The sequence below is a fragment of the Pontibacter actiniarum genome, assembly GCF_003585765.1.
Lineage (GTDB): Bacteria > Bacteroidota > Bacteroidia > Cytophagales > Hymenobacteraceae > Pontibacter > Pontibacter actiniarum.
Map to the genome: position 1 here is coordinate 139,926 of NZ_CP021235.1, position 18,090 is coordinate 158,015.

At 55.0% G+C, this 18,090-nt stretch carries 19 protein-coding genes; 7 read left to right on the forward strand and 12 right to left on the reverse strand.

The genetic code is table 11. The annotated features are described in order from the left end of the window. Window positions 1-75: 75 nt before the first annotated feature. Window positions 76-1,209: a DegT/DnrJ/EryC1/StrS family aminotransferase gene (locus CA264_RS00630; protein ID WP_036777944.1), complete on the reverse strand. Its 1,134-nt coding sequence runs from the start codon at window positions 1,207-1,209 to the stop codon at window positions 76-78. A 245-nt stretch (window positions 1,210-1,454) separates the two neighbouring features. Here CA264_RS00630 and ispE point away from each other — a divergent pair, with 245 nt between their 5' ends. Continuing rightward, a complete protein-coding gene (ispE, locus tag CA264_RS00635) occupies window positions 1,455-2,264 on the forward strand; it encodes a 4-(cytidine 5'-diphospho)-2-C-methyl-D-erythritol kinase (RefSeq protein WP_025609475.1) in 810 nt (269 codons plus the stop codon). On the opposite strand, the gene CA264_RS00640 is transcribed toward ispE, so the two are convergent. The 3 genes from CA264_RS00640 to tgt all read right to left on the reverse strand — a co-directional run bounded on the left by CA264_RS00640 (window position 2,220) and on the right by tgt (window position 5,476). Next, on the reverse strand, window positions 2,220-3,161 hold the full coding sequence (locus tag CA264_RS00640; protein ID WP_025609476.1) for a DMT family transporter: 942 nt from the start codon (window positions 3,159-3,161) through the stop codon (window positions 2,220-2,222). The two genes, ispE and CA264_RS00640, sit on opposite strands and share 45 nt — an antisense overlap. Then, window positions 3,162-4,238, reverse strand: a complete 1,077-nt coding sequence (locus tag CA264_RS00645; protein WP_025609477.1) for an LptF/LptG family permease — start codon at window positions 4,236-4,238, stop codon at window positions 3,162-3,164. It abuts the gene before it with no gap. Window positions 4,239-4,345: 107 nt separating this feature from the next. Further along, on the reverse strand, window positions 4,346-5,476 hold the full coding sequence (tgt, locus tag CA264_RS00650; RefSeq protein WP_025609478.1) for a tRNA guanosine(34) transglycosylase Tgt: 1,131 nt from the start codon (window positions 5,474-5,476) through the stop codon (window positions 4,346-4,348). A 273-nt stretch (window positions 5,477-5,749) separates the two neighbouring features. Between tgt and CA264_RS00655 the strand changes: the two genes are divergently transcribed. From CA264_RS00655 to rsmG, 4 genes are all read left to right on the forward strand, one after another. Beyond that, the gene (locus tag CA264_RS00655; RefSeq protein ID WP_157593758.1) at window positions 5,750-6,853 is read left to right on the forward strand and encodes a glycosyltransferase; all 1,104 of its coding nucleotides are present in this window, start codon (window positions 5,750-5,752) and stop codon (window positions 6,851-6,853) included. Beyond that, a complete protein-coding gene (locus CA264_RS00660; RefSeq protein WP_025609480.1) occupies window positions 6,844-7,452 on the forward strand; it encodes an RNA polymerase sigma factor in 609 nt (202 codons plus the stop codon). Before CA264_RS00655 ends, CA264_RS00660 begins: the two co-directional genes overlap by 10 nt. A gap of 184 nt (window positions 7,453-7,636) precedes the next feature. After that, on the forward strand, window positions 7,637-7,858 hold the full coding sequence (locus tag CA264_RS00665) for a hypothetical protein (protein ID WP_025609481.1): 222 nt from the start codon (window positions 7,637-7,639) through the stop codon (window positions 7,856-7,858). Window positions 7,859-7,898: 40 nt separating this feature from the next. Further along, the gene (gene rsmG, locus CA264_RS00670) at window positions 7,899-8,534 is read left to right on the forward strand and encodes a 16S rRNA (guanine(527)-N(7))-methyltransferase RsmG (protein WP_025609482.1); all 636 of its coding nucleotides are present in this window, start codon (window positions 7,899-7,901) and stop codon (window positions 8,532-8,534) included. 448 nt (window positions 8,535-8,982) lie between these two features. Here rsmG and CA264_RS00675 read toward each other — a convergent pair whose 3' ends face one another. Continuing rightward, on the reverse strand, window positions 8,983-9,936 hold the full coding sequence (locus tag CA264_RS00675) for a YheT family hydrolase (protein ID WP_025609483.1): 954 nt from the start codon (window positions 9,934-9,936) through the stop codon (window positions 8,983-8,985). A gap of 140 nt (window positions 9,937-10,076) precedes the next feature. Here CA264_RS00675 and CA264_RS00680 point away from each other — a divergent pair, with 140 nt between their 5' ends. After that, window positions 10,077-10,505, forward strand: coding sequence for a hypothetical protein (locus CA264_RS00680; RefSeq protein WP_025609484.1), 429 nt, complete (start codon window positions 10,077-10,079; stop codon window positions 10,503-10,505). Between the two features lie 55 nt (window positions 10,506-10,560). Here the strand turns inward: CA264_RS00680 and CA264_RS00685 are convergent, their stop codons facing one another. The 6 genes from CA264_RS00685 to CA264_RS00710 all read right to left on the reverse strand — a co-directional run bounded on the left by CA264_RS00685 (window position 10,561) and on the right by CA264_RS00710 (window position 15,817). Next, the gene (locus tag CA264_RS00685) at window positions 10,561-11,562 is read right to left on the reverse strand and encodes a hypothetical protein (protein WP_025609485.1); all 1,002 of its coding nucleotides are present in this window, start codon (window positions 11,560-11,562) and stop codon (window positions 10,561-10,563) included. 1 nt (window position 11,563) lies between these two features. Continuing rightward, window positions 11,564-12,637 (reverse strand): cytochrome-c peroxidase, encoded by a 1,074-nt coding sequence (locus CA264_RS00690; protein ID WP_071784645.1) that lies wholly within the window; start codon window positions 12,635-12,637, stop codon window positions 11,564-11,566. Further along, window positions 12,637-13,410, reverse strand: a complete 774-nt coding sequence (locus CA264_RS00695) for an MbnP family protein (RefSeq protein ID WP_025609487.1) — start codon at window positions 13,408-13,410, stop codon at window positions 12,637-12,639. Before CA264_RS00695 ends, CA264_RS00690 begins: the two co-directional genes overlap by 1 nt. 142 nt (window positions 13,411-13,552) lie before the next feature. Further along, complete coding sequence (locus tag CA264_RS00700) at window positions 13,553-13,933, reverse strand: hypothetical protein (protein ID WP_025609488.1); 381 nt, start codon at window positions 13,931-13,933, stop codon at window positions 13,553-13,555. A gap of 21 nt (window positions 13,934-13,954) precedes the next feature. Beyond that, window positions 13,955-14,710 (reverse strand): MbnP family protein, encoded by a 756-nt coding sequence (locus tag CA264_RS00705; RefSeq protein ID WP_025609489.1) that lies wholly within the window; start codon window positions 14,708-14,710, stop codon window positions 13,955-13,957. A 9-nt stretch (window positions 14,711-14,719) separates the two neighbouring features. After that, window positions 14,720-15,817, reverse strand: coding sequence for a cytochrome-c peroxidase (locus CA264_RS00710; protein WP_025609490.1), 1,098 nt, complete (start codon window positions 15,815-15,817; stop codon window positions 14,720-14,722). Between the two features lie 195 nt (window positions 15,818-16,012). Here CA264_RS00710 and rpsT point away from each other — a divergent pair, with 195 nt between their 5' ends. Then, entirely contained in the window at window positions 16,013-16,270 is a 258-nt protein-coding gene (gene rpsT, locus CA264_RS00715) for a 30S ribosomal protein S20 (RefSeq protein ID WP_025609491.1), read from the forward strand. 391 nt (window positions 16,271-16,661) lie between these two features. Here the strand turns inward: rpsT and pyk are convergent, their stop codons facing one another. Beyond that, window positions 16,662-18,089 carry a pyruvate kinase gene (pyk, locus tag CA264_RS00720; RefSeq protein WP_025609492.1) on the reverse strand — a complete coding sequence of 476 codons (1,428 nt, stop codon included), beginning with the start codon at window positions 18,087-18,089 and terminating at the stop codon, window positions 16,662-16,664. Window position 18,090: the final 1 nt, after the last annotated feature.

Consider the following 18,090-nt stretch of genomic DNA (forward strand, 5'->3'; position numbering starts at 1 on the left):
ACTTCCAGAGCAGTCATAACAGGTATTCTCCTTGGTAAGAAGGACAGGAGGAAGACCGGGAAACGGAAAGAAAGCCTACGTCACCTCCAGCAGGCGCTTCAGGTGCTTAACCACCTTGTCGAGCTCTTCGTCTGTTAGGCTGCTGCTGCTCGGCAGGCACAGGCCGCGTTCAAACAGCTTGCCGCTCAGGTTGTCTCCTTCGTACGGGTGGTGCTCAAAAAGCGGCTGCAGGTGCATCGGTTTCCAGAGCGGGCGCGTTTCGATATTCTCCTCTTCCAGGGCCAGCCGTATACTTTCCGGTGTGTGCGGGGCAGGCAGGAGAACCGTGGTTAGCCAGCGGTTAGAGAAGCAGGCCTTCGGCTCCGGCAGAAACTCCAGCCCTTCGATGTGCCCGAGCTGGTTGCGGTAGAACGTGTGTATCTCGCGGCGCTGCTTCACGCGCTTCTCCAGCACCTCCATCTGGCCCCGGCCAATGCCCGCGCTGATGTTGCTCATACGGTAATTGTAGCCCATCTGCGAGTGCTGGTAGTAGGGAGCGGGGTCTTTTGCCTGCGTAGACAGAAATCTTGCCTGCTCAGCCAGTTGCTCGTCCTCGGTTATCAGGGCGCCGCCCCCCGACGTGGTGATGATCTTGTTGCCGTTAAACGAGAAGACGCCAATGCGGCCAAAGGTACCCACCTGGTGGCCGCCGTAGCGCGAGCCAAGCGCCTCTGCCGCGTCTTCCACCACCGGTATCCCAAACTCCTGCGCCACCGCCATGATTTCCTTCATCTTAGCAGGCATGCCGTAAAGGTGCACCAGCAGGATGGCGGCCGGGCGCTTGCCTAACCGCAGGCGCGAGGCAATGGCTTTGTGCAGCGTTTCGGGGCACATGTTCCACGTGTCGGGCTCACTCTCCACAAAAACAGGCTGCGCCCCCAGGTATAAAATAGGGTTTGCTGAGGCTACAAAGGTAAAGGTGGAGCAGAGCACCTCGTCGCCGGGCTGTACGCCCAGCACGCGCAGGGCCAGGTGAATAGTCGCCGTGCCGGAGCTGAGGGCCACGGCATGGCGGGAGTTGGTGTGCTGGCAGATGTCGTGTTCAAAGCCGGGCAGGTTAGGCCCGGCGGTGGTTACCCAGTTATCCTCCAGCGCTTTCTGCACATAGTTTTTCTCGTGCCCGCCCATGTGCGGCACCGAAAGGGAAATACGTCCTGGCCTGTAAAGCATAATCTTAAAGTGAATTGGAGCCCCTGCGGCTGAGAAGCCTCGGATACAGATTCAGTAAATACGGTACTGGCACCAATTTAGCTGCCCCTGGTGGGCCAAGGTGCTGTGATGCTGTCCATTAATTTACAAGTTTCATGTTTACTATAACAGTTTATCGGCGTACATTTTTAGAAAGCCGGTGAACTGCCGCCGCCTTTTCGGTACAATTTTATAGATTGCAGCCCTTAAACAGCACATTTCAGACAATGCTTGACTTCCCAAACGCTAAAATAAACCTTGGCCTGTACATTACGGAAAAGCGGCCGGACGGCTTCCACAACCTGCAGTCTTGCTTTTACCCGGTGCGCTGGACCGATGCCCTGGAGATTCTGCCTTCGGAGCAGGAAGCCTTTGACATGACGGGCCTGCCGGTGCCGGGGAACCCTGAGACCAACCTTTGCCTGAAGGCCTACAAGCTGCTGCAGCAGGACTTTAGCCTGCCACCCGTGCACATGCACCTGCACAAGGTTATTCCGATGGGGGCAGGGCTTGGCGGAGGGTCTGCCGATGCCGCCTTTACGCTGCGCATCCTGAACAAGCTGTTTGAGCTAAACCTGGGGGGGGATGTGCTGGAGAACTATGCGCGCCAGCTAGGCTCCGACTGTGCCTTTTTTGTGCAAAACAAGCCGGTGATTGCCACAGAGCGCGGCGATGTGTTCAGCCCTGTGGAGTTGAGCCTGAGTGGCTACAGCTGCGTGGTGGTGTACCCCGGCATCCATATTACCACGGCAGAGGCTTACGGCAGCATTAAACCGGAAACGCCTACCTGCGACATGGCCATGCTGCTGAAGCAGGAGGTGAAAGTATGGCGCGAGGTGCTGAAGAACGATTTCGAGGCGGCCCTGTTTCCGAAGTACCCGGAGCTGCCGCAGGTGAAGGAAAAGCTGTATGAGGCCGGTGCAGCCTATGCCTCCATGACAGGCTCCGGCTCGGCCGTCTACGGCTTGTTCAAAGGCGAAGCACCGGAAAGCTTACTCTTCCCGGACCACTACACCGTCTGGAAGGGGCTGCTTTAGCCTTTTCCGGCGCCGCTCGAGGGCTTCGAGCACCGGGTAGATAAACACGCTTAGCAGGATAACCGTGGCGCCTACATAAAAGCCGGAAGACATCTTCTCGTCCTCATTAAAGATGATCCAGGCTAGGATGATGCCGTACACCGGCTCCAGGTTCACTGTCAGGTTAACCGTGTAGGCAGAGATACGCTGCATGAGCCGCACGGAGGCTGTGTAGGCATACACGGTGCAGGCCAGGGCCAGCACCAGCAGGTACACCCAGTCCATGGTGGTAAGGCCGAAGTTTAGCGCACCTCCCTCTGCAAAGAACGCCGTGTAAAACGGGAAGAACAGCACAGAGCCCAGGCAGGCGCCGGCCATCTCATACACCGTGATAGTGGTAGAGGGGACCTTCTTTACAAAGTTGGCATTGATGATCGTGAAGATGGAGCCGAGCAGCGCGGCACCGATGGCCATACTGATGCCAAGCACGCTATCGAAGCTGGTTTCGTTCTGGAAGATGATGTAGAGCCCGATGATCACGAGCAGCGCCAGGAAGATCTCGTGCGGCTTTATCCGGCCCTTGTTGAAGAGCGGCTCCAGAAAGGCCGTCCAGAGGCTGCAGGTGGCCAGGCCAACCAGGCAGATCGAGACGGAGGCCACGCGCGCCGCTGCAAAGAAAAGGATCCAGTGCGCCGCGATAACGAAACCCACCGCCAGCATCTTTAGCGCCATGGTACGGCCCATCCAGAAAGGCGTGCCGCGCCGGTACACCACCGCCCCCAGCGCCAGTGCGGCAATAAGGGTGCGCAGCGTGACCAGCTCCACCGCCGGGATGGAGATCAGCTTGCCAAGTATGGCCGTAAAACCCCACAGGAAGATAACAAAGTGGAGCTCGATAAAATCTTTGAGACGTGGCATCTAGCGCGGAACGTAACGATACAACAGAAACCCTATACCTGTAAAAACGATGGTCGGAATCCAGGCGGCAATTTGTGGCGCAATATCGCCAACCTGCGCTAAACTGCGGCTCGTGATTACGAAAATAATGAAGATGAAGGCCAGGAAAAAGCCCAGCGCAATCTGAAAGCCTACGCCACCGCGCGCCTTGCGGGCACTCACAATCACCCCGATCACGGTAAGTATAACAATGGCAAACGGGTAGCTGAAGCGCTCATACTTCTCAATGAGGTAAATCTCAATGTCGTCGGCGCCGCGCTCTATCTTTTCGTTGATGTAGTCGTTTAGCTGCGTCAGGGTCAGGGTCTGCTCCAGCCTGTAGGTGCTCTCGAAGTCCTTGGGGCGCAGGTTGAGGGTGGTGTCGAGGTTGGCTCCCTTAAAGATCGTTTCCTTCTCGCCATCGAAGGTGCGCAGCGTGTAGCGGTCTATGTGCCACTTCTCCTTTTCGGCGTTCCAGGAGATGCTGTTGGTGCTGAGCTTCCGCTTGAGCTTGGTGTTGTCGATGCTTTCCAGGGCGAAGTTGTAGCCTACGTGTGCCGTGTTGTTGTAGCTCTCCATGTACACATAGGTTTCAGGCCCTATTTTGATGTGGATGTTACGGCTGTCGTAGGTAAAAGGACTTTTAATGTACTTTACCTGGAAGGCCACGCTCTCCTTGTTGGCATTGGGAATTACCCAGCCGATAAGCACAAAGATGGTCGCTCCGATCAGAGAAGCCCCGATGATGTAAGGCACCAGAAACCGCCTGAAGCTAATCCCGCTGCTCAGGATGGCCACAATCTCGGTATGCGAGGCCAGCTTGGCTGTAACAAACACGGTGGCAATAAACACCGTGATCGGGCTGAGCATGTTCGCATAGAAGGGGATCAGGTTCAGGTAATAGTCAAAGAGTATCTCGCTGACGGCCGGGTTGGTTTTGATAAAGTCGTCGTTCTTCTCTGTGAAGTCAATCACAAGGATAACGGACACCAGTATCAGCACCGTGAACACGTACGTGGTCAGGAACTTCTTTAAGATGTATTTGTCGAGGAGCTTCACAGAAGTTAATTACGAATTAAAAATTAGAAATTAAAAATGAGTGGCCTGCACTAAGTACATTGCCAACGTTGGGATTTAATTTCTAATTCATAATTTCTAATTTCTAATTACAGTCTTGTCATTAATTTCTTTACCATCACATCTTTCCAGTCGCGGAAAGTTCCATTCAGGATTTGCTGGCGTGCCTGTTTTACCAGCCACAGGAAGAACGTGAGGTTATGCACGCTGGCGATCTGGCCAGCCAGGTATTCGGTGCTGTGGATCAGGTGGCGCAGGTAGGCCTTGCTATAGAAGGTGCTGACGTAGCCGCCCAGTTCCGCATCAATCGGGCTGAAATCATCGGCCCATTTTTTATTTCTGATGTTGATAATGCCCTGCGTGGTGAACAGCATGCCGTTGCGGGCGTTGCGGGTCGGCAGTACGCAGTCGAACATATCCACGCCCAGCGCGATGTTCTCCAGTATGTTGGCCGGCGTGCCCACGCCCATCAGGTAACGCGGCTTGTCCTTCGGCAGTATGTCACACACCAGGTCGGTCATCTCATACATCATCTCGGCAGGCTCGCCTACCGATAAACCTCCGATGGCATTGCCCTCGCGGCCAAAGCTGGCTATGGTCTCCGCCGACTGCACACGCAGGTCCTTGTAGGTGCTGCCCTGCACGATCGGGAAGAGCGTCTGGCTGTAGCCATACTTCGGTTCGGTGCTGTCGAAGCGGTCTACGCAGCGCTGCAGCCAGCGGTGCGTGCGCTCCATAGAGTTACGGGCATAGCCGTAGTCGCAAGGGTAGGGGGTGCACTCGTCAAAGGCCATGATGATGTCTGCCCCGATGATGCGCTGCGTGTCCATCACGTTCTCCGGGGTGAAATTTAGCGTAGAGCCATCGATGTGCGACTTAAACTTCACGCCCTCCTCTTTGATCTTGCGCGTGCCGGCCAGCGAGAATACCTGATAGCCGCCGCTGTCGGTAAGTATGGGGCGGTCCCAGCCGTTGAATTTGTGCAGGCCGCCTGCCTTCTCCAGTACCTCAAGGCCCGGGCGCAGGTATAAGTGGTAGGTGTTGCCAAGGATGATCTCGGCTTTTACGTCTTCTTTCAGTTCGCGCTGGTGCACAGCCTTTACGGTTCCGGCCGTGCCCACAGGCATAAAGATCGGCGTTTCGATGGCTCCGTGGTCGGTTTGCACCACTCCGGCGCGTGCTTTGGATTGAGCGTCTGTCGCTACTAAGTTAAATTGCATGGTTGTATGGTTGCCGGCGCATCATCTTGCAAAAACAACACCAAAAGCCGGCCCGCCCCAAGGGCTTCTATTTCTTTAAGTTCTGAGTTTTTAGTTAACCGGCAAAGATACAAACTACACCTGCACAAACCATAGCCAACTTTAAAATTCGGACTCGCTTCGGAAATGCCTATACTTTGCCTAATTTTGAAAGGGTGATGCTCTAAAGCTGCGGAGAAAATGCGCTGGAGCGGCCTACGTGTTCATTGATCATTCTTAATTCATCATTCTTAATTGATACCACTTATACTCCTGGGGGCATTGGCGCTGTGCGTGCTGGTGCAGTTATACTTTTCTTTTTTTAGGTTCCTGCCTTTCACCAAGCACACAGACCCGGAGCCGGCGGCGCAACTGCCGGTGTCGGTGATTGTGGCGGCCCACGATGAGCTGGACAACCTGATGGAGCTGCTGCCCGCCCTGCTGGACCAGGAGTACCCTGAGTTTGAAGTGCTGCTGGTGAACGACCGCTCCGAAGACGACACCGAGTTCTACACCTATGAGCTGGAGCGCCAGTACCCGAACTTCCGGGTGGTGACGGTGAAAAAGACACCCGAGTACCTGAACCCGAAGAAGTACGCGCTGGCCCTGGGCATACGCGCCGCCAAGTATGAGCACCTGCTGTTTACCGACGCCGACTGCCGCCCTTGCAGCCCAACCTGGGTCGCCCGGATGCAGGCAGGCTACGCCCGTGGGGCAGAAGTGGTACTTGGCTACTCTCCGTATGCACATTTAAAAGGATTTTTGAATCACCTGATCCGATATGAAACATTCCTGACCGGAATCCAGTATTTGTCTCAAGCAAACGCAGGGAACGCCTATATGGGCGTTGGCCGAAACTTATCTTACACGAAAGGGTGTTTCTTTAAGAACAAGGGGTTTGCATCGCATATCAAGTTAATGGGCGGCGACGATGATCTTTTTGTGCGCGATGCCGCCAACAATAGTAAGGTTAGTATTGTTATCGACAAGGAGGCGCAGACAATCAGTATTCCCAAAAGGACGTTTCGGGAGTGGATAGTCCAGAAAAGGAGACATTTGTCGGTCGGGGGGCGGTACAGAGCGGCAGATAAGCGAAGAATAGGAGCTTTTATAGTATCGAATATACTTTTTTACATACTTCTCGTTATTCTTCTTGTTCTAAATAGCCATTTAGCTATATTAGGAGCGCTTGCAGGCGTTCGCTACCTCACGGTCTTCCCGGTGTACCTGGCGGCCGCCCGCAGACTAAACGATAGGATATCCTTGCTGCTGATGCCTGTGCTGGACCTGGTTTACTTTGTAAACTACCTGTTCCTTGGGATATCTGTGTTACTGTATAAACAATTCAGATGGAAGTAAATAAACAATTCTCTGCGAAAGCAAAGCATGACTTCAAGCTAATTCAGGCTGCGGTAGAAGAAAACGATGAGAAGGCCTACGCCGAACTCATGAGTATCTATAAAAAGCCTGTGTACCACGTAGTTCTGAAGATGGTGCGCAACGCTGACGATGCGGAGGACCTGACGATAGAGGCTTTTGCCAAGGCATTCAAGAACCTACATAAGTTTAACCCGGAGTACGCCTTCAGTACCTGGCTGTTCCGGATTGCCACCAACAACTGTATCGACTTCATCCGCAAGAACAGGATCAAAACCATGTCCATCGACTCAGCCATCAAAATCGACAATGGCGATGAGATCACGATCGACTTTAAGGATAAGAACCTGAACCCGCAGGAGGAGGCGATCAAGAACCAGAAGATCGAGATTATGCAGTATGTGGTGGCCAAGCTGCCCGAGAAGTACCAGCGCCTGGTTACGCTGCGCTACTTTAACGAGCTGAGCTACGAGGAAATTGCCACGGAGCTCAACGCCCCGCTCGGCACGGTAAAAGCCCAGCTGCACCGCGCCCGCGAGCTGCTCTATGACATGGTGAAGAACAAAAAGCACCTCATCTAACAAGCATTAAATTAAGGTTAATATATTGATTACGGTTAAAGCCCCTGTTGCCTCGTGCAGCCGGGGCTTTATACTTAACGCTAGTTCCGCGCATATTTCATACTTTTGCGCACTAAGGACACAAGTAGCAAGACACAGGACACAAGATGTATACTTGTGTAAAGTTTAGATGCAGCATGTATAGATGGAGTTTTTAATAGGGGATGTTATACTTGTATTGATAGGCAAAGCTTATCTGTATCTTCGCTTTAGAAACAAGGAGAAGGTGAAGCAGGAACTTAGCAGAAAGTATGAGGGGCAGTTTCGCAACGCAGGGGTGGTTCTGCTCATCGACGCTCTCATGGCTGTGCTTATAGTTGCTTTTGTGGCGCTAATTGCAGCTGTTTTATACTTCGCAGTCTCCTAAAACCCAATTCATAATTTCTAATTCATCATTCATAATTACTATGACCGCCATCCGCATTTTACTTTCAGGTTATTTCCCGGAGCTTACCGAAGACCAGTTGCAGAAGTTTGAGCAGATGGGGGAGCTGTACAAGGAGTGGAACCAGAAGATCAACGTGATCTCGCGCAAGGACATGGACCAGCTGGGGGTGCACCACATTCTGCACTCGCTAGGCATAGCCAAGGTGGTTACCTTCCCGGGCAACACCTCTGTAATGGACGTGGGCACGGGCGGCGGCTTACCGGGCCTGCCGCTGGCGGTGATGTTCCCGGAGGTGAAGTTCCACCTGGTGGACTCCATCGGCAAAAAGATACACGTGGTAAACGAGATTGCGCGCGAGCTGCACCTGCAGAACGTTACCGCCTCGCACACCCGCGCCGAACAGGTGCGCGACAAGTACGATTTTATCGTGAGCCGCGCCGTTACCCGCCTCGCCAACTTCTGGCCCTGGGTGATGAACAGCTTCAAGAAAACCGGTTTGGAGACGGAGGGCCTGTACTACCTGAAAGGCGGAGACCTGGAAGAAGAGCTGGCAGAGTCAGGGCTTATTACCCAGACGCACGAGTTAAAGAGCTATTTCAACGAAGAGTTCTTCGATACCAAGAAGGTGGTGTACGTGCCGCTGAAGAACAAATAACCTTGGGCTGCCCTGCATTAAGTGTTTCGTTCGCGCAGCAAAGGCAGTAGCTACCTGACCTGATCCCAGCCCCTGGGTTGAGCGCCTTGTGCCTGTTGCGGTGCCCGTAAGGGCAGCCCGCAACGGAGCGAGGGCAGCTTCAGGCACACAGTGCGATACCCCAGGATGAGCCCTCGCGGGCATGAGCGCTCCAAAGCAGAAGTTGAAACGGTAGGCATTTGGGAGCTGGAGGAACAGTCGCGGCACAAGCGGACGCTTGCGCCAGAGAAGCTGTTTTGTATATCAGCTGTACGGTATGGCTTTGCAAGCCAGTCGAGTTGCAAACTCGACACTATAAGTAAGGCACAAGTCTGAAGACTTGCGCCAGAGGTGGGCCAGGAGAGAAACACACAAAAGAGCCCTTCCAGAAGATAGACCAGAAAAAAAAGACGCTATTCAGGAAAGTCGCTTACCTCTCACCCAGTAAAAAATCCACCGCCCTCGCTTCTGAATAGTACAGGTTCCTTCGGAAATCGACGGCAAAACCCACGTGCCCGCCTTCCTCCGGCATCTCCAGGTAAAAGTATGGGTTGGCCTCTGCCTCCTGCACCGGGTAGCACTCCGGCGACAGGAAAGGGTCGTTTTTAGCGTTTACCAACAGCGTCGGGACGCGGATCGCCTGCAGGAACTGCTTTGAGCTGACGCGGGCATAGTAGTCTTCGGCATTTTTAAAACCATGCAGGGGAGCGGTGTAGCGGTCATCAAACTCCGGGAAGGACCAGAACAGGCTATAGTCCGACAGGTCCACCTCATCGGGGTACATCTGGCGCTTCTGCTCCAGTTTCTCGCCTAGCGTCTTCAGGAAGCGCTGGGTGTATACTTTGGATATCTTTTGAGCCGAGCCTTTCAGGTCTACCGGTGTGGAGAACACGGCGGCCCGCTTTACCTGTGCCGGCACCTGCTGCGGGTCCTCGCCAAGGTACTTCAGGGTAATGTTTCCGCCGGCGCTAAAGCCCACCAGGTACACGGACTTGTACGGGTGCGTGCCAAGGGCGTGCTGCAGCACCAGGTGCAAATCATCGGAGGCCCCCAAATGGTAGGAGCGGAGCAGCTTGTTGGGTTCGCCGCTGCAGCTGCGGTAGTTCCAGGCCAGCGCATCCACGCCTTCCGCGTTAAAGGCCTTCACCATGCCGGTAATATACGGCCGACCCGTATCGCCCTCCAGCCCATGCGAGAGCACGATAAGGGCATCCGAGCCAACCCGCGACCAGTCGAGGTCGATAAAGTCGTCGTCGGGTGTCAGGAGGCGCTCCCGCTCGTAGGCCACCCCCTCAACCTGCCTGAACAGGCTCGGGATAATGGTTTGCAGGTGCCCGTTAAAAAGGTAGAAAGGGGCGCTGTGTTTGGAGGGTAGCAGTGGCATGACTTACGCTTTCTGTTTTATACTTCTTTATAAGAAAATAACGCTCAAAACGCGAATTTAATCCCTTTCGAGCGGTTTTTATATCATTATTTTGCTTAGGTCCGTATGAGTAAGGATAATCATCAATAGGAACTAGAACTATGGAAATCATATCAAAGTTTAAAACCGTAGGATTTGCCCTTGCACTGGGTACTTTTATGTTTGCCTGTGATCAGAACACCGGCACCGGAACAAACGATGAGGCTGTGGAAACAGTGGAAGGCGATCTGGACGAGGCGCACATGGAAGCCCGCAGAACGTACGATGACTTCGATGCCTGGGTAACAACCAACTCAGAGCGTGCGGAAACGGTGACAGCCGACGAGTTCCGCGAGATGCGCACCGAGTACAACCGCCGCGAGTCCGAGCTGGAGCGTGAAAGCGCTAACTGGGATGAGGCGACCCGCCGTGAGTGGGAGGAGACCAAAAACGAGTGGAACGACTTCGAGAACAAAGTACAGGAGCGCCTCGGTAACATAGAGGACGTGGACGTAGACGTTGACGCGAATGTGGAAAGAGAAAATAACTAAGCATTAACAGATAAAAGAAAGGCCGCTGCGGGTATACCGCAGCGGCCTTTCTTTTTTACAGGTTCACGAACAGGCCTACCTGAAAGCGGCCGGCGTTGCCCACCTGCTTACCGTGGAGGCGCTGGTGCACCGGCTGAAAGTAAGCGGCCGTTAGCGTCAACTGCTTTAGCACCACGTCTGCCCCTGCCTGGCCGAACAGCGCCCGACCGCCCGTCTGTTCTGCTGCCACGCCATCCTGGGCAGACCGCTGCGCAGCCTCGTAATAGGCTCCCACCCGCGGGATCACCTGCAGCATGCCCGGGCGCATGACATAAAACACGGAGCCGGTATAGTTAAACTGGTCTCCGAAGCGGTAGCCGTTGCTTCCTTCGCTCATCCACTGTTGGCTTATACTTTGGTCGAGGCCGATTTGCTCATTCAACAGCAGCGTGTAGCCTAGCTTTGCCAGGTAAGAGAAGGCGCTGGTGCCCGGCTGCAGGTCAGGGTCGTACTTCTCCTCTCCGCTAATCCTCTTGTTGTGCACGCCCGTCGGCAGCTTAATGCCTGCACCCGGGCGGAGGATGTGCTTTACGGACCCTGTGCTAAAAGTATGAAGGTAGTCGGCGGCCAGCAGCAGGTCGCCCGGGCCGCTTACGGTAAAGGTGGTGTCTTTTTTGGGGCTGGGCAGGTGAAAGACCTCTGCATAGTAAACGGTGTTTCTGCGGATGGGCAGCACCGCCTGCAGGTTTACCTTGGGCAGGATACGGATGTTGCCTCGCAGCTCCCAGGTCTCGTAGCGCTCGTAGTCGTCTTCGCTCTCCAGCACCCGGTACACCTCGCTCTGGTCCGGCACGTGCTGCACCCCGTTGGAGCCTTGCGTCGCCAGCGCGCTCTGCGTGGCAAAAAAGCTGTGGCTTTGGTGGAGGTGGCTGTAGCCGTTAAACATGCTTTGGCGGTAAAAGACACCGAAGTAGTTCTTCGAGTCGATAGGGTTGAACTCGTATAGATTGCAAATGTCGCAGGCCTGTACGGCTCCAAAACAAAGGAGGCACAGCAGCGACAGCATGTATTTTTTCATCTTAAAAAGGGTTGGAGAAGGCCTTGTGCTTTGTAAAGGCCTCGTCGGTTAAGGTATGGAGGAACAGGATGATCTTTTCTTTCTCGTCCGGCGTGATGGGCACGCCCAGTTGCCCGTTCGGCTGCTGTAGCTCCGGAGCCAGCGACGCTGACAAAACTACACCCGTGCGGTAATGGTCCAGCACTTCTCCCAGCGTGGCGAAGCGGCCATCGTGCATGTAAGGAGCCGTGAGGGCAATGTTGCGCAGGGTAGGCGTTTTATACTTGCCGATGTCCTGCTGTTGCCGCGTAATGCGCCCGCGCCCGTAAGCCAGCTCCTCAAAATCCTCCGAGAAGGCACTGTCCAGCCCGTTGTTGTGGTAGCCCTGGTCGGTGAAGAATGGCGTGGCGTGGCAGGAGGCGCAGTGTTGCCGGAACAGCGCCAGGCCCTGTAGCTCCGGTTCGCTCAGGCGTGCACCACGCTCGCCGCGTGCGTACCTGTCGTAGCGGGAGTCGGCGGAGATAAGCGTGCGCTGGAACTGGGCCAGAGCCTGTGCGATGCGTGCCGAGGTAACGGAGTCGGAGCCGAAGGCCAGCCGGAACAGGCGCGGGTAGGCCGGGTGGCGCTGCAGCTCCTGCGTCAGCTCCCCCAGGCCCTGGCCCATCTCGTCCGGGTGGGTAATGGGCCCGAACACCAGCGACTCCACGTCCCGGGCGCCGCCGTCCCAGAAGAGCCCGCCCATCCAGGCGAGGTTCAGGAGGGCAGGGGCGTGCCTTTTCAGCGGCTTGCCCGTTACACCGGCTGCTGTGAGTGCCGTGCCATCCGAAAACGCCTTGTCCTGCTGATGGCAGCTGGCGCAGGAAACCCGGTTGCTGGCAGACAGGATAGGGTCGTAAAACAGCATGCGGCCCAGGGCCACGCCCTCCACTGTAAAAGGGTTGCGCTCCGGAAAGGGCACCTCCGTCGCCAGGTTAGTGGGCACGGCCGGGCTGAAGCGCTGCGCTTGTGGCGCCGGCGCCTCCGTGGCGCGGTCTTTACAGCCCGGCAACAGCAGCAGGCTCAAACCTAAAGTGGCTATGTGGCGCAGGCAGGGCATTAGTTTCCTTTCATGCTGTGGGCGTGGTGTACCGAGAACATACTGGCGTAGTTAGCTGCCACCTGCGTGGCTACTGCGGCAGTTGCGGCTCCCGACATTACCATTTTATACTGCAATACATCCACTTGGTTAAAGAGTTTGCCGGTTTCCGCTACCAGCATCACCTGGCTGTCGGTTTGCTTCTCTACCTGCAGTGCGTTTGGCAGTGCGAGTGTAACGGTGCGGTAGTTCGCGTCGGTGCCTACGTGGTAGGTGTAGTTCTCCCAGGCGCCTGTGGCGGCATTAAAGGCCTCGCCCTCGGCAACGATAAACTTGTAGCCGGTATTCCAGCTCCAGGCCATTCCCGATACGGTTGCCAGTTCTCCGGCGGCAAGGTCTAGGCTGTGGTTAACCGTTTGGTCTACGCCAATGGCAAAGGAAACGGAGGTGTAGCTGCCCGCCGGCACACCTGTCAGCGCCACCTGCTCGCGTGTGTGGGTCGGTGTGTGCTCAACAATGTAATAACTGTCGGGGACTTTGTACGTCGCGCCGTTGTCGGTGGTAAGCACCACGTTGCTGAGGATGTAGCGCAGCTGCCTGAACTTTATGCCTGTGCCCCCTTCCGTGGCATACTCCTGGTTTAGCTGGAGCGCCTCGCTGTTGTAGGTGTGGTGTATATCCAGCGTTACGGTGCCTGGTTCTTTTGCCTCCGGTGTGTCGTTCTCTTCGCAGGAGGTAGCCAGCAGGGTAAGCGGAAGTAGTATGTAAGATAAGATGTGTTGTAGTGGTTTCATCTGTGGTTTTTTGAAAAGGAGATATGATAGTGCCTTAAAAGTATAAGGCATAGGTATACAGCCCCGGCGCAGGGTGCGCAGTGGCTATAGGCAAGGCAGGCCACCCGCTGGGGAGGCGCTGTCAGCTTACAGTACAGATGATTTATACCTGCGGCGGATGCAGGATTTCGGAAGTGTAGGCGTTGTACGCCAGCAGGGCATGGCGGCCGTAAGTTATGTTTGCCGCCGCGGGTGCCGGGGCGGGCGCCGTGTAGGGGCTGGGCACGCTTACGAACTCATAGGAGAGGGACTTGGCCCTGAAGTCGGTCTGGCCCTGCGACTCCTGGCTTGCCGCTTTAACGCTTTTGGAAAGGTGGCACTTGCCCTCGCACCCGAGCTGTGGCTTATCGCGGTTCACACAGAGGTTCTTCACGATGTACGTTTTGTTGAGCTCATAGCCCAGCCGTATCAGGGGCATAGAAAGCACGTTCACCATCACAAGTATGGCGAGGCAAAGGCTCCCGATATGTTTGGCGCGTGGCATGTGCCGCAAAGGTACGTCAGGCTACTTTAACTCTGCCACAGAAAAGAAGCCGGCCGTGTAGTTTTCTACTATTTTGCGAGCGTTCTCACCGCCCATCGCCGCGTTCATCTCGTCAAAGTCAATGAGGTTAGGCTGCTGAAACAGCGCGTTCAGCTCTGTGCTGACCTGCAAAGTATAGCCGGACTTGGTGCGGATAGTAAGCGGCGACTCCAGCGGCATGGTGAAAGTTGTGTAGTTTTCATCCTGGCCGATGTGGAAAATCAGGCCGCCAGCGTCTGCATCGCCGGTGTAGGTGCCCTCCAGCAGCAGAAATTTATAGCCGGTGTCCCAGTCCCAGACCATGTCAGAGCTTGGGTCCAGGTCTCCTTCCTGGTCGGTGGAGTGGTTGCGGGCTTCGTCTACGCCCATGCTGAAGGCTATTTTGCTGTAGCTGCCGGCGGGCACGCCTGCTAGTGTAAAAGCGGTGTTGCCTGCCGTCTCGTTAATAAGGTGGTAGCTTTCCGGCTCCGTGTACACAACATCGCCGTTGGCATTCAGCAGCTTCACGTTACTGATGTAGTACTTAAAATCCTCCACCGTGTACGTGTCGCCGGACGGGCTGGTGTAGGTTTGGCCGAGCGTGATGTTCTGCCCGGCAACCAGGTTACGGAACTGCACGGTTACATCGGCACTGGGTGTTGTCTCCTCGTCGTCATCGTTGCAGGAGGTGAGCAGCGGGAAGACCAGCGCCAGGAGTAGCAGCCGGTAGAGTTGCAGCGTAGAAAAGTGCTTCTTCATGACAGGTAATTATTTATTCGGGTCTGAAAAACGTTTGTCTGTGGTAAAGGTCGGGTCGGTGAGGGTGTGCAGAAAGGCAATGATCTTGCGTTTCTCCTCCGCTGTCAGCAGCAGGGTTTTACCGTTGGGCTCGTTGCTGGCCTCTATAATAAGCGGGTCCAGGGTAGGGCTGTTATACTTGATGTGGTCGTTGTAGTGGTCCAGCACCTCCTCCAGCGTGGCGAAGCGGCCATCGTGCATGTATGGAGCCGTGAGGGCGATGTTGCGCATGGTTGGCGCCTTAAACTTACCCTTGTCTCTCTCCAGCCCCGTCACATCGCCCAGGCCGTTGTCGCTGAAGGTATCGTCCAGGCCATTGTTATGGAAGGTGCGGAGGGAGAAGAGCGTGCCGCCGTGGCAGTCGCCGCAGTTGCCGCCGCGCGTGTTGGTGCTGGGGTCGGGGTGCGTCAGGAAGAGCTTCATACCCTCCAGCTCGTCCTTGGTGAGCTGCTCCTGGTTGTTCATGTAACGGTCGTACCGGGAATCGGCCGAGATAAGCGTCCGCTCAAACTGCGCCAGCGCCTTCAGTACGTTCGTTTCGGTGATGATGCTGTCGCCGAAGGCTTTCTGGAACATGCGCGGGTACGGCGACGCCGCCTGCAGCTCTGCTACGGCACTGCCCAGGTTCTCGTGTAGCTCCACTGTATTCTCGATGGGGCCGCGTGCCTGCTCCTCCAGGCTTAGGGCGCTGCCGTCCCAGTTGAGCTGGCTAAACCAAAGCATGTTGGCCAGGCTCATGGCGCTTCGCCTGCTCGGCAGGCCGTCGATGCCCAGGCTCAATGCCCGCCCGTCGGTAAACGCTTTCTCCTGCTGGTGGCAGCTGCCGCACGACATGGTGTTGTTGCCGGAGAGCTTTTCCTCGTAAAACAGGTGCCGCCCCAGCTCCACGCCTTCCTCGGTTAAGGGGTTGTCTGCGGGCAAGGTATAGTTTTGCGGCAGGTGCTTGGGAATGGTGAGCGCATAGGGGGTGGGCGTGTCAGGCTCTATGGCCGGGCTCCCCTCGTCAGACGAGCAGGAGAGGGTACTGAACGCTAATATGAAGAATAGTGCGTATTTATTCGTTGCCATACTTTTGAATCTGTTAAATTTGCAACGTCGTTTCAGAGCAAAGGTAGGTTAAAGCCGCTGGAATTGTTATCTTTGGATCTATGATACGCACTAAAATATTTTTGTTTTAGGTACTTTGGAAATTAAGTGTAAAGGGTATACCTTTGCAAACTCATTCAGGAAACGCATCTAAAGAATTAATTATTATAGAATAACATGGCTAACCATAAGTCGGCATTAAAGAGAATCAGAGCGAACAACGCTAAACGTCTTCGTAACAGGTATCAGGCGAAAACTACTCGTACTTTCATCAAAAGACTGAGAAACACAACCGATCAGGCTGAGGCGCAAGAGCTGTACAAGACAGTTTCTTCTATGCTTGACCGTTTGGCTAAGAAAAACATCATCCACAAAAACAAAGCGGCTAACAACAAGTCTAAACTGGCTAAGTTCGTTAACGGCCTGGCTGCCTAGTTTTTTAGGAAACAGAACCCTGAAGCCTTACACGTACTGTGTAAGGCTTTTTGTGTTTGTGCCTGTTTAAGCGTGTGGGTGTATGTGTAGCCACTGGTGCTGTGCACTCGCTGCCTTAGGCTGAGCCGACGTTATAAGCCCGGTACTCACTGTGCCTGCCCCGTATGCTGCTGCGCGGCCCGGAGGGAAAGCTTTGCCTAGAGGTACTATGGAAAGCTATGTACGCTGTAGGAGAGGGGGAGGCATGGACAGCTGCAGGTGAACAGCGCCTGCCCAGCCCGGGTAGCAACGGAAGCCGCTTCCCAACCTTACAACTACCTACTATACAAGCGAGGGCCTGCAGTTTCGACTGCAGGCCCTCGCGTTGGTACTCTATCACCTTTGTGAGCGGTTACGCTACACTTAGCTTGATCATATTGGTGCGCTTCTGCTCGTTAATCGGCATGCTGGCTGTGTTAATGAACACGTCTCCCTTCTTAATGTAGCCGCCGTCCAGCAGTATCTGCTTAATGTCCAGAATGGTGCTGTCTGTAGACTCAAACTTATTGTAGAAGAAGCCGCGCACGCCCCACACCAGGTTCAGGGTGTTCAGCAGCCTGTGGTTCTCCGTGAAAACGAAGATGTCGGCTTTCGGGCGGTACTTGGCCAGTTGGAAGGCTGTGTAGCCAGATTTGGTCATGCCGATGATCGCCTTGGCGTTTGTGTCGCTGGCAAGGTTGCAGGCGTTGGCCACAAGGCTGTCGCTTAAGAAAGTAGGCGACTCCGGGTTGCTGGCAAAGCTTCTGTTAAATACGTGCGAGTGCTCCTCTACCATGCGGATGGTGAGGTTCATGCTGCGGATGGTCTCAATCGGGTAGGCGCCCACAGCTGTCTCTGCGCTTAGCATCAGGCAGTGTGCGCCATCCAGCACGGCGTTGGCCACGTCGTTTGTCTCGGCACGGGTAGGGCGCGGGTTCACGATCATGCTTTCCATCATCTGGGTGGCAACGATGACCGGCTTGGCGGCCTGGTTGCATTTCTCCACCAGCATCTTCTGGATCATCGGCACTTTCTCCATGCCTACTTCCACCCCGAGGTCGCCGCGGGCCACCATGATGGCGTCTACCGCCCCAATGATCTCGTCGATGTTCTCGATCGCCTCCGGCTTTTCGATTTTAGCGATCACGCGGGTATCCTTGCCGCGCTCCCTGATAATACGCTTTATCTCGTGGATGTCCTCTACTTTGCGCACAAAGGAGAGAGCTACCCACTCCACATCGTTGTCCAGGCCAAAGTGAAGGTCCTCTACGTCTTTCTCGGTTAAGGATGGGGCAGAAACCCTGGAGTTAGGCAGGTTTATGCCTTTGCGGGGCTTTACAATGCCGCCGTAAACCACCTCTGTTATTACCTCAAGCTCCTTGTCTGTGGAAATAACGCGCAGCTCAAGCTTTCCGTCGTCCAGCAGGATGGCGTCTCCTTCGTTTACGTCTTTCGCAAGCCCGGTGTAAATGGTAGACAGTCTGTCGGCAGTGCTTATAGAGCCGTCGCACACCAACTTTACCCGCTGTCCTTCTACTATCTCAACGCTGCCGTTCTCCACGTCTCCCAGCCTGATCTTAGGGCCCTGAAGGTCCTGTACGAGGCAGATGTTTGTGTTGTACTGGCGGTTTACCTCACGCACGTGGTTTATTACCTTCTGGTGCTCTTCGTAGGCACCGTGTGAGAAGTTCAGGCGGAATGCATCTACTCCTTCCTGCACGAGGGCCACAAGGCGCTCGTAGGAATTACTGGCTGGGCCTACTGTGGCCAGCACTTTGGTCTTATTAAAAGAAATATCCATA

Excerpts from the sequence above, each read along its gene's own strand:
- CA264_RS00630 (WP_036777944.1), bottom strand. The coding sequence starts at position 1,209 with ATGCTTTACAGGCCAGGACGTATTTCCCTTTCGGTGCCGCACATGGGC.
- ispE (WP_025609475.1), top strand. The coding sequence starts at position 1,455 with ATGCTTGACTTCCCAAACGCTAAAATAAACCTTGGCCTGTACATTACG.
- CA264_RS00640 (WP_025609476.1), bottom strand. The coding sequence starts at position 3,161 with ATGCCACGTCTCAAAGATTTTATCGAGCTCCACTTTGTTATCTTCCTG.
- tgt (WP_025609478.1), bottom strand. The coding sequence starts at position 5,476 with ATGCAATTTAACTTAGTAGCGACAGACGCTCAATCCAAAGCACGCGCC.
- CA264_RS00660 (WP_025609480.1), top strand. The coding sequence starts at position 6,844 with ATGGAAGTAAATAAACAATTCTCTGCGAAAGCAAAGCATGACTTCAAG.
- CA264_RS00665 (WP_025609481.1), top strand. The coding sequence starts at position 7,637 with ATGGAGTTTTTAATAGGGGATGTTATACTTGTATTGATAGGCAAAGCT.
- rsmG (WP_025609482.1), top strand. The coding sequence starts at position 7,899 with ATGACCGCCATCCGCATTTTACTTTCAGGTTATTTCCCGGAGCTTACC.
- CA264_RS00675 (WP_025609483.1), bottom strand. The coding sequence starts at position 9,936 with ATGCCACTGCTACCCTCCAAACACAGCGCCCCTTTCTACCTTTTTAAC.
- CA264_RS00680 (WP_025609484.1), top strand. The coding sequence starts at position 10,077 with ATGGAAATCATATCAAAGTTTAAAACCGTAGGATTTGCCCTTGCACTG.
- CA264_RS00685 (WP_025609485.1), bottom strand. The coding sequence starts at position 11,562 with ATGAAAAAATACATGCTGTCGCTGCTGTGCCTCCTTTGTTTTGGAGCC.
- CA264_RS00690 (WP_071784645.1), bottom strand. The coding sequence starts at position 12,637 with ATGCCCTGCCTGCGCCACATAGCCACTTTAGGTTTGAGCCTGCTGCTG.
- CA264_RS00695 (WP_025609487.1), bottom strand. The coding sequence starts at position 13,410 with ATGAAACCACTACAACACATCTTATCTTACATACTACTTCCGCTTACC.
- CA264_RS00700 (WP_025609488.1), bottom strand. The coding sequence starts at position 13,933 with ATGCCACGCGCCAAACATATCGGGAGCCTTTGCCTCGCCATACTTGTG.
- CA264_RS00705 (WP_025609489.1), bottom strand. The coding sequence starts at position 14,710 with ATGAAGAAGCACTTTTCTACGCTGCAACTCTACCGGCTGCTACTCCTG.
- CA264_RS00710 (WP_025609490.1), bottom strand. The coding sequence starts at position 15,817 with ATGGCAACGAATAAATACGCACTATTCTTCATATTAGCGTTCAGTACC.
- rpsT (WP_025609491.1), top strand. The coding sequence starts at position 16,013 with ATGGCTAACCATAAGTCGGCATTAAAGAGAATCAGAGCGAACAACGCT.
- pyk (WP_025609492.1), bottom strand. The coding sequence starts at position 18,089 with ATGGATATTTCTTTTAATAAGACCAAAGTGCTGGCCACAGTAGGCCCA.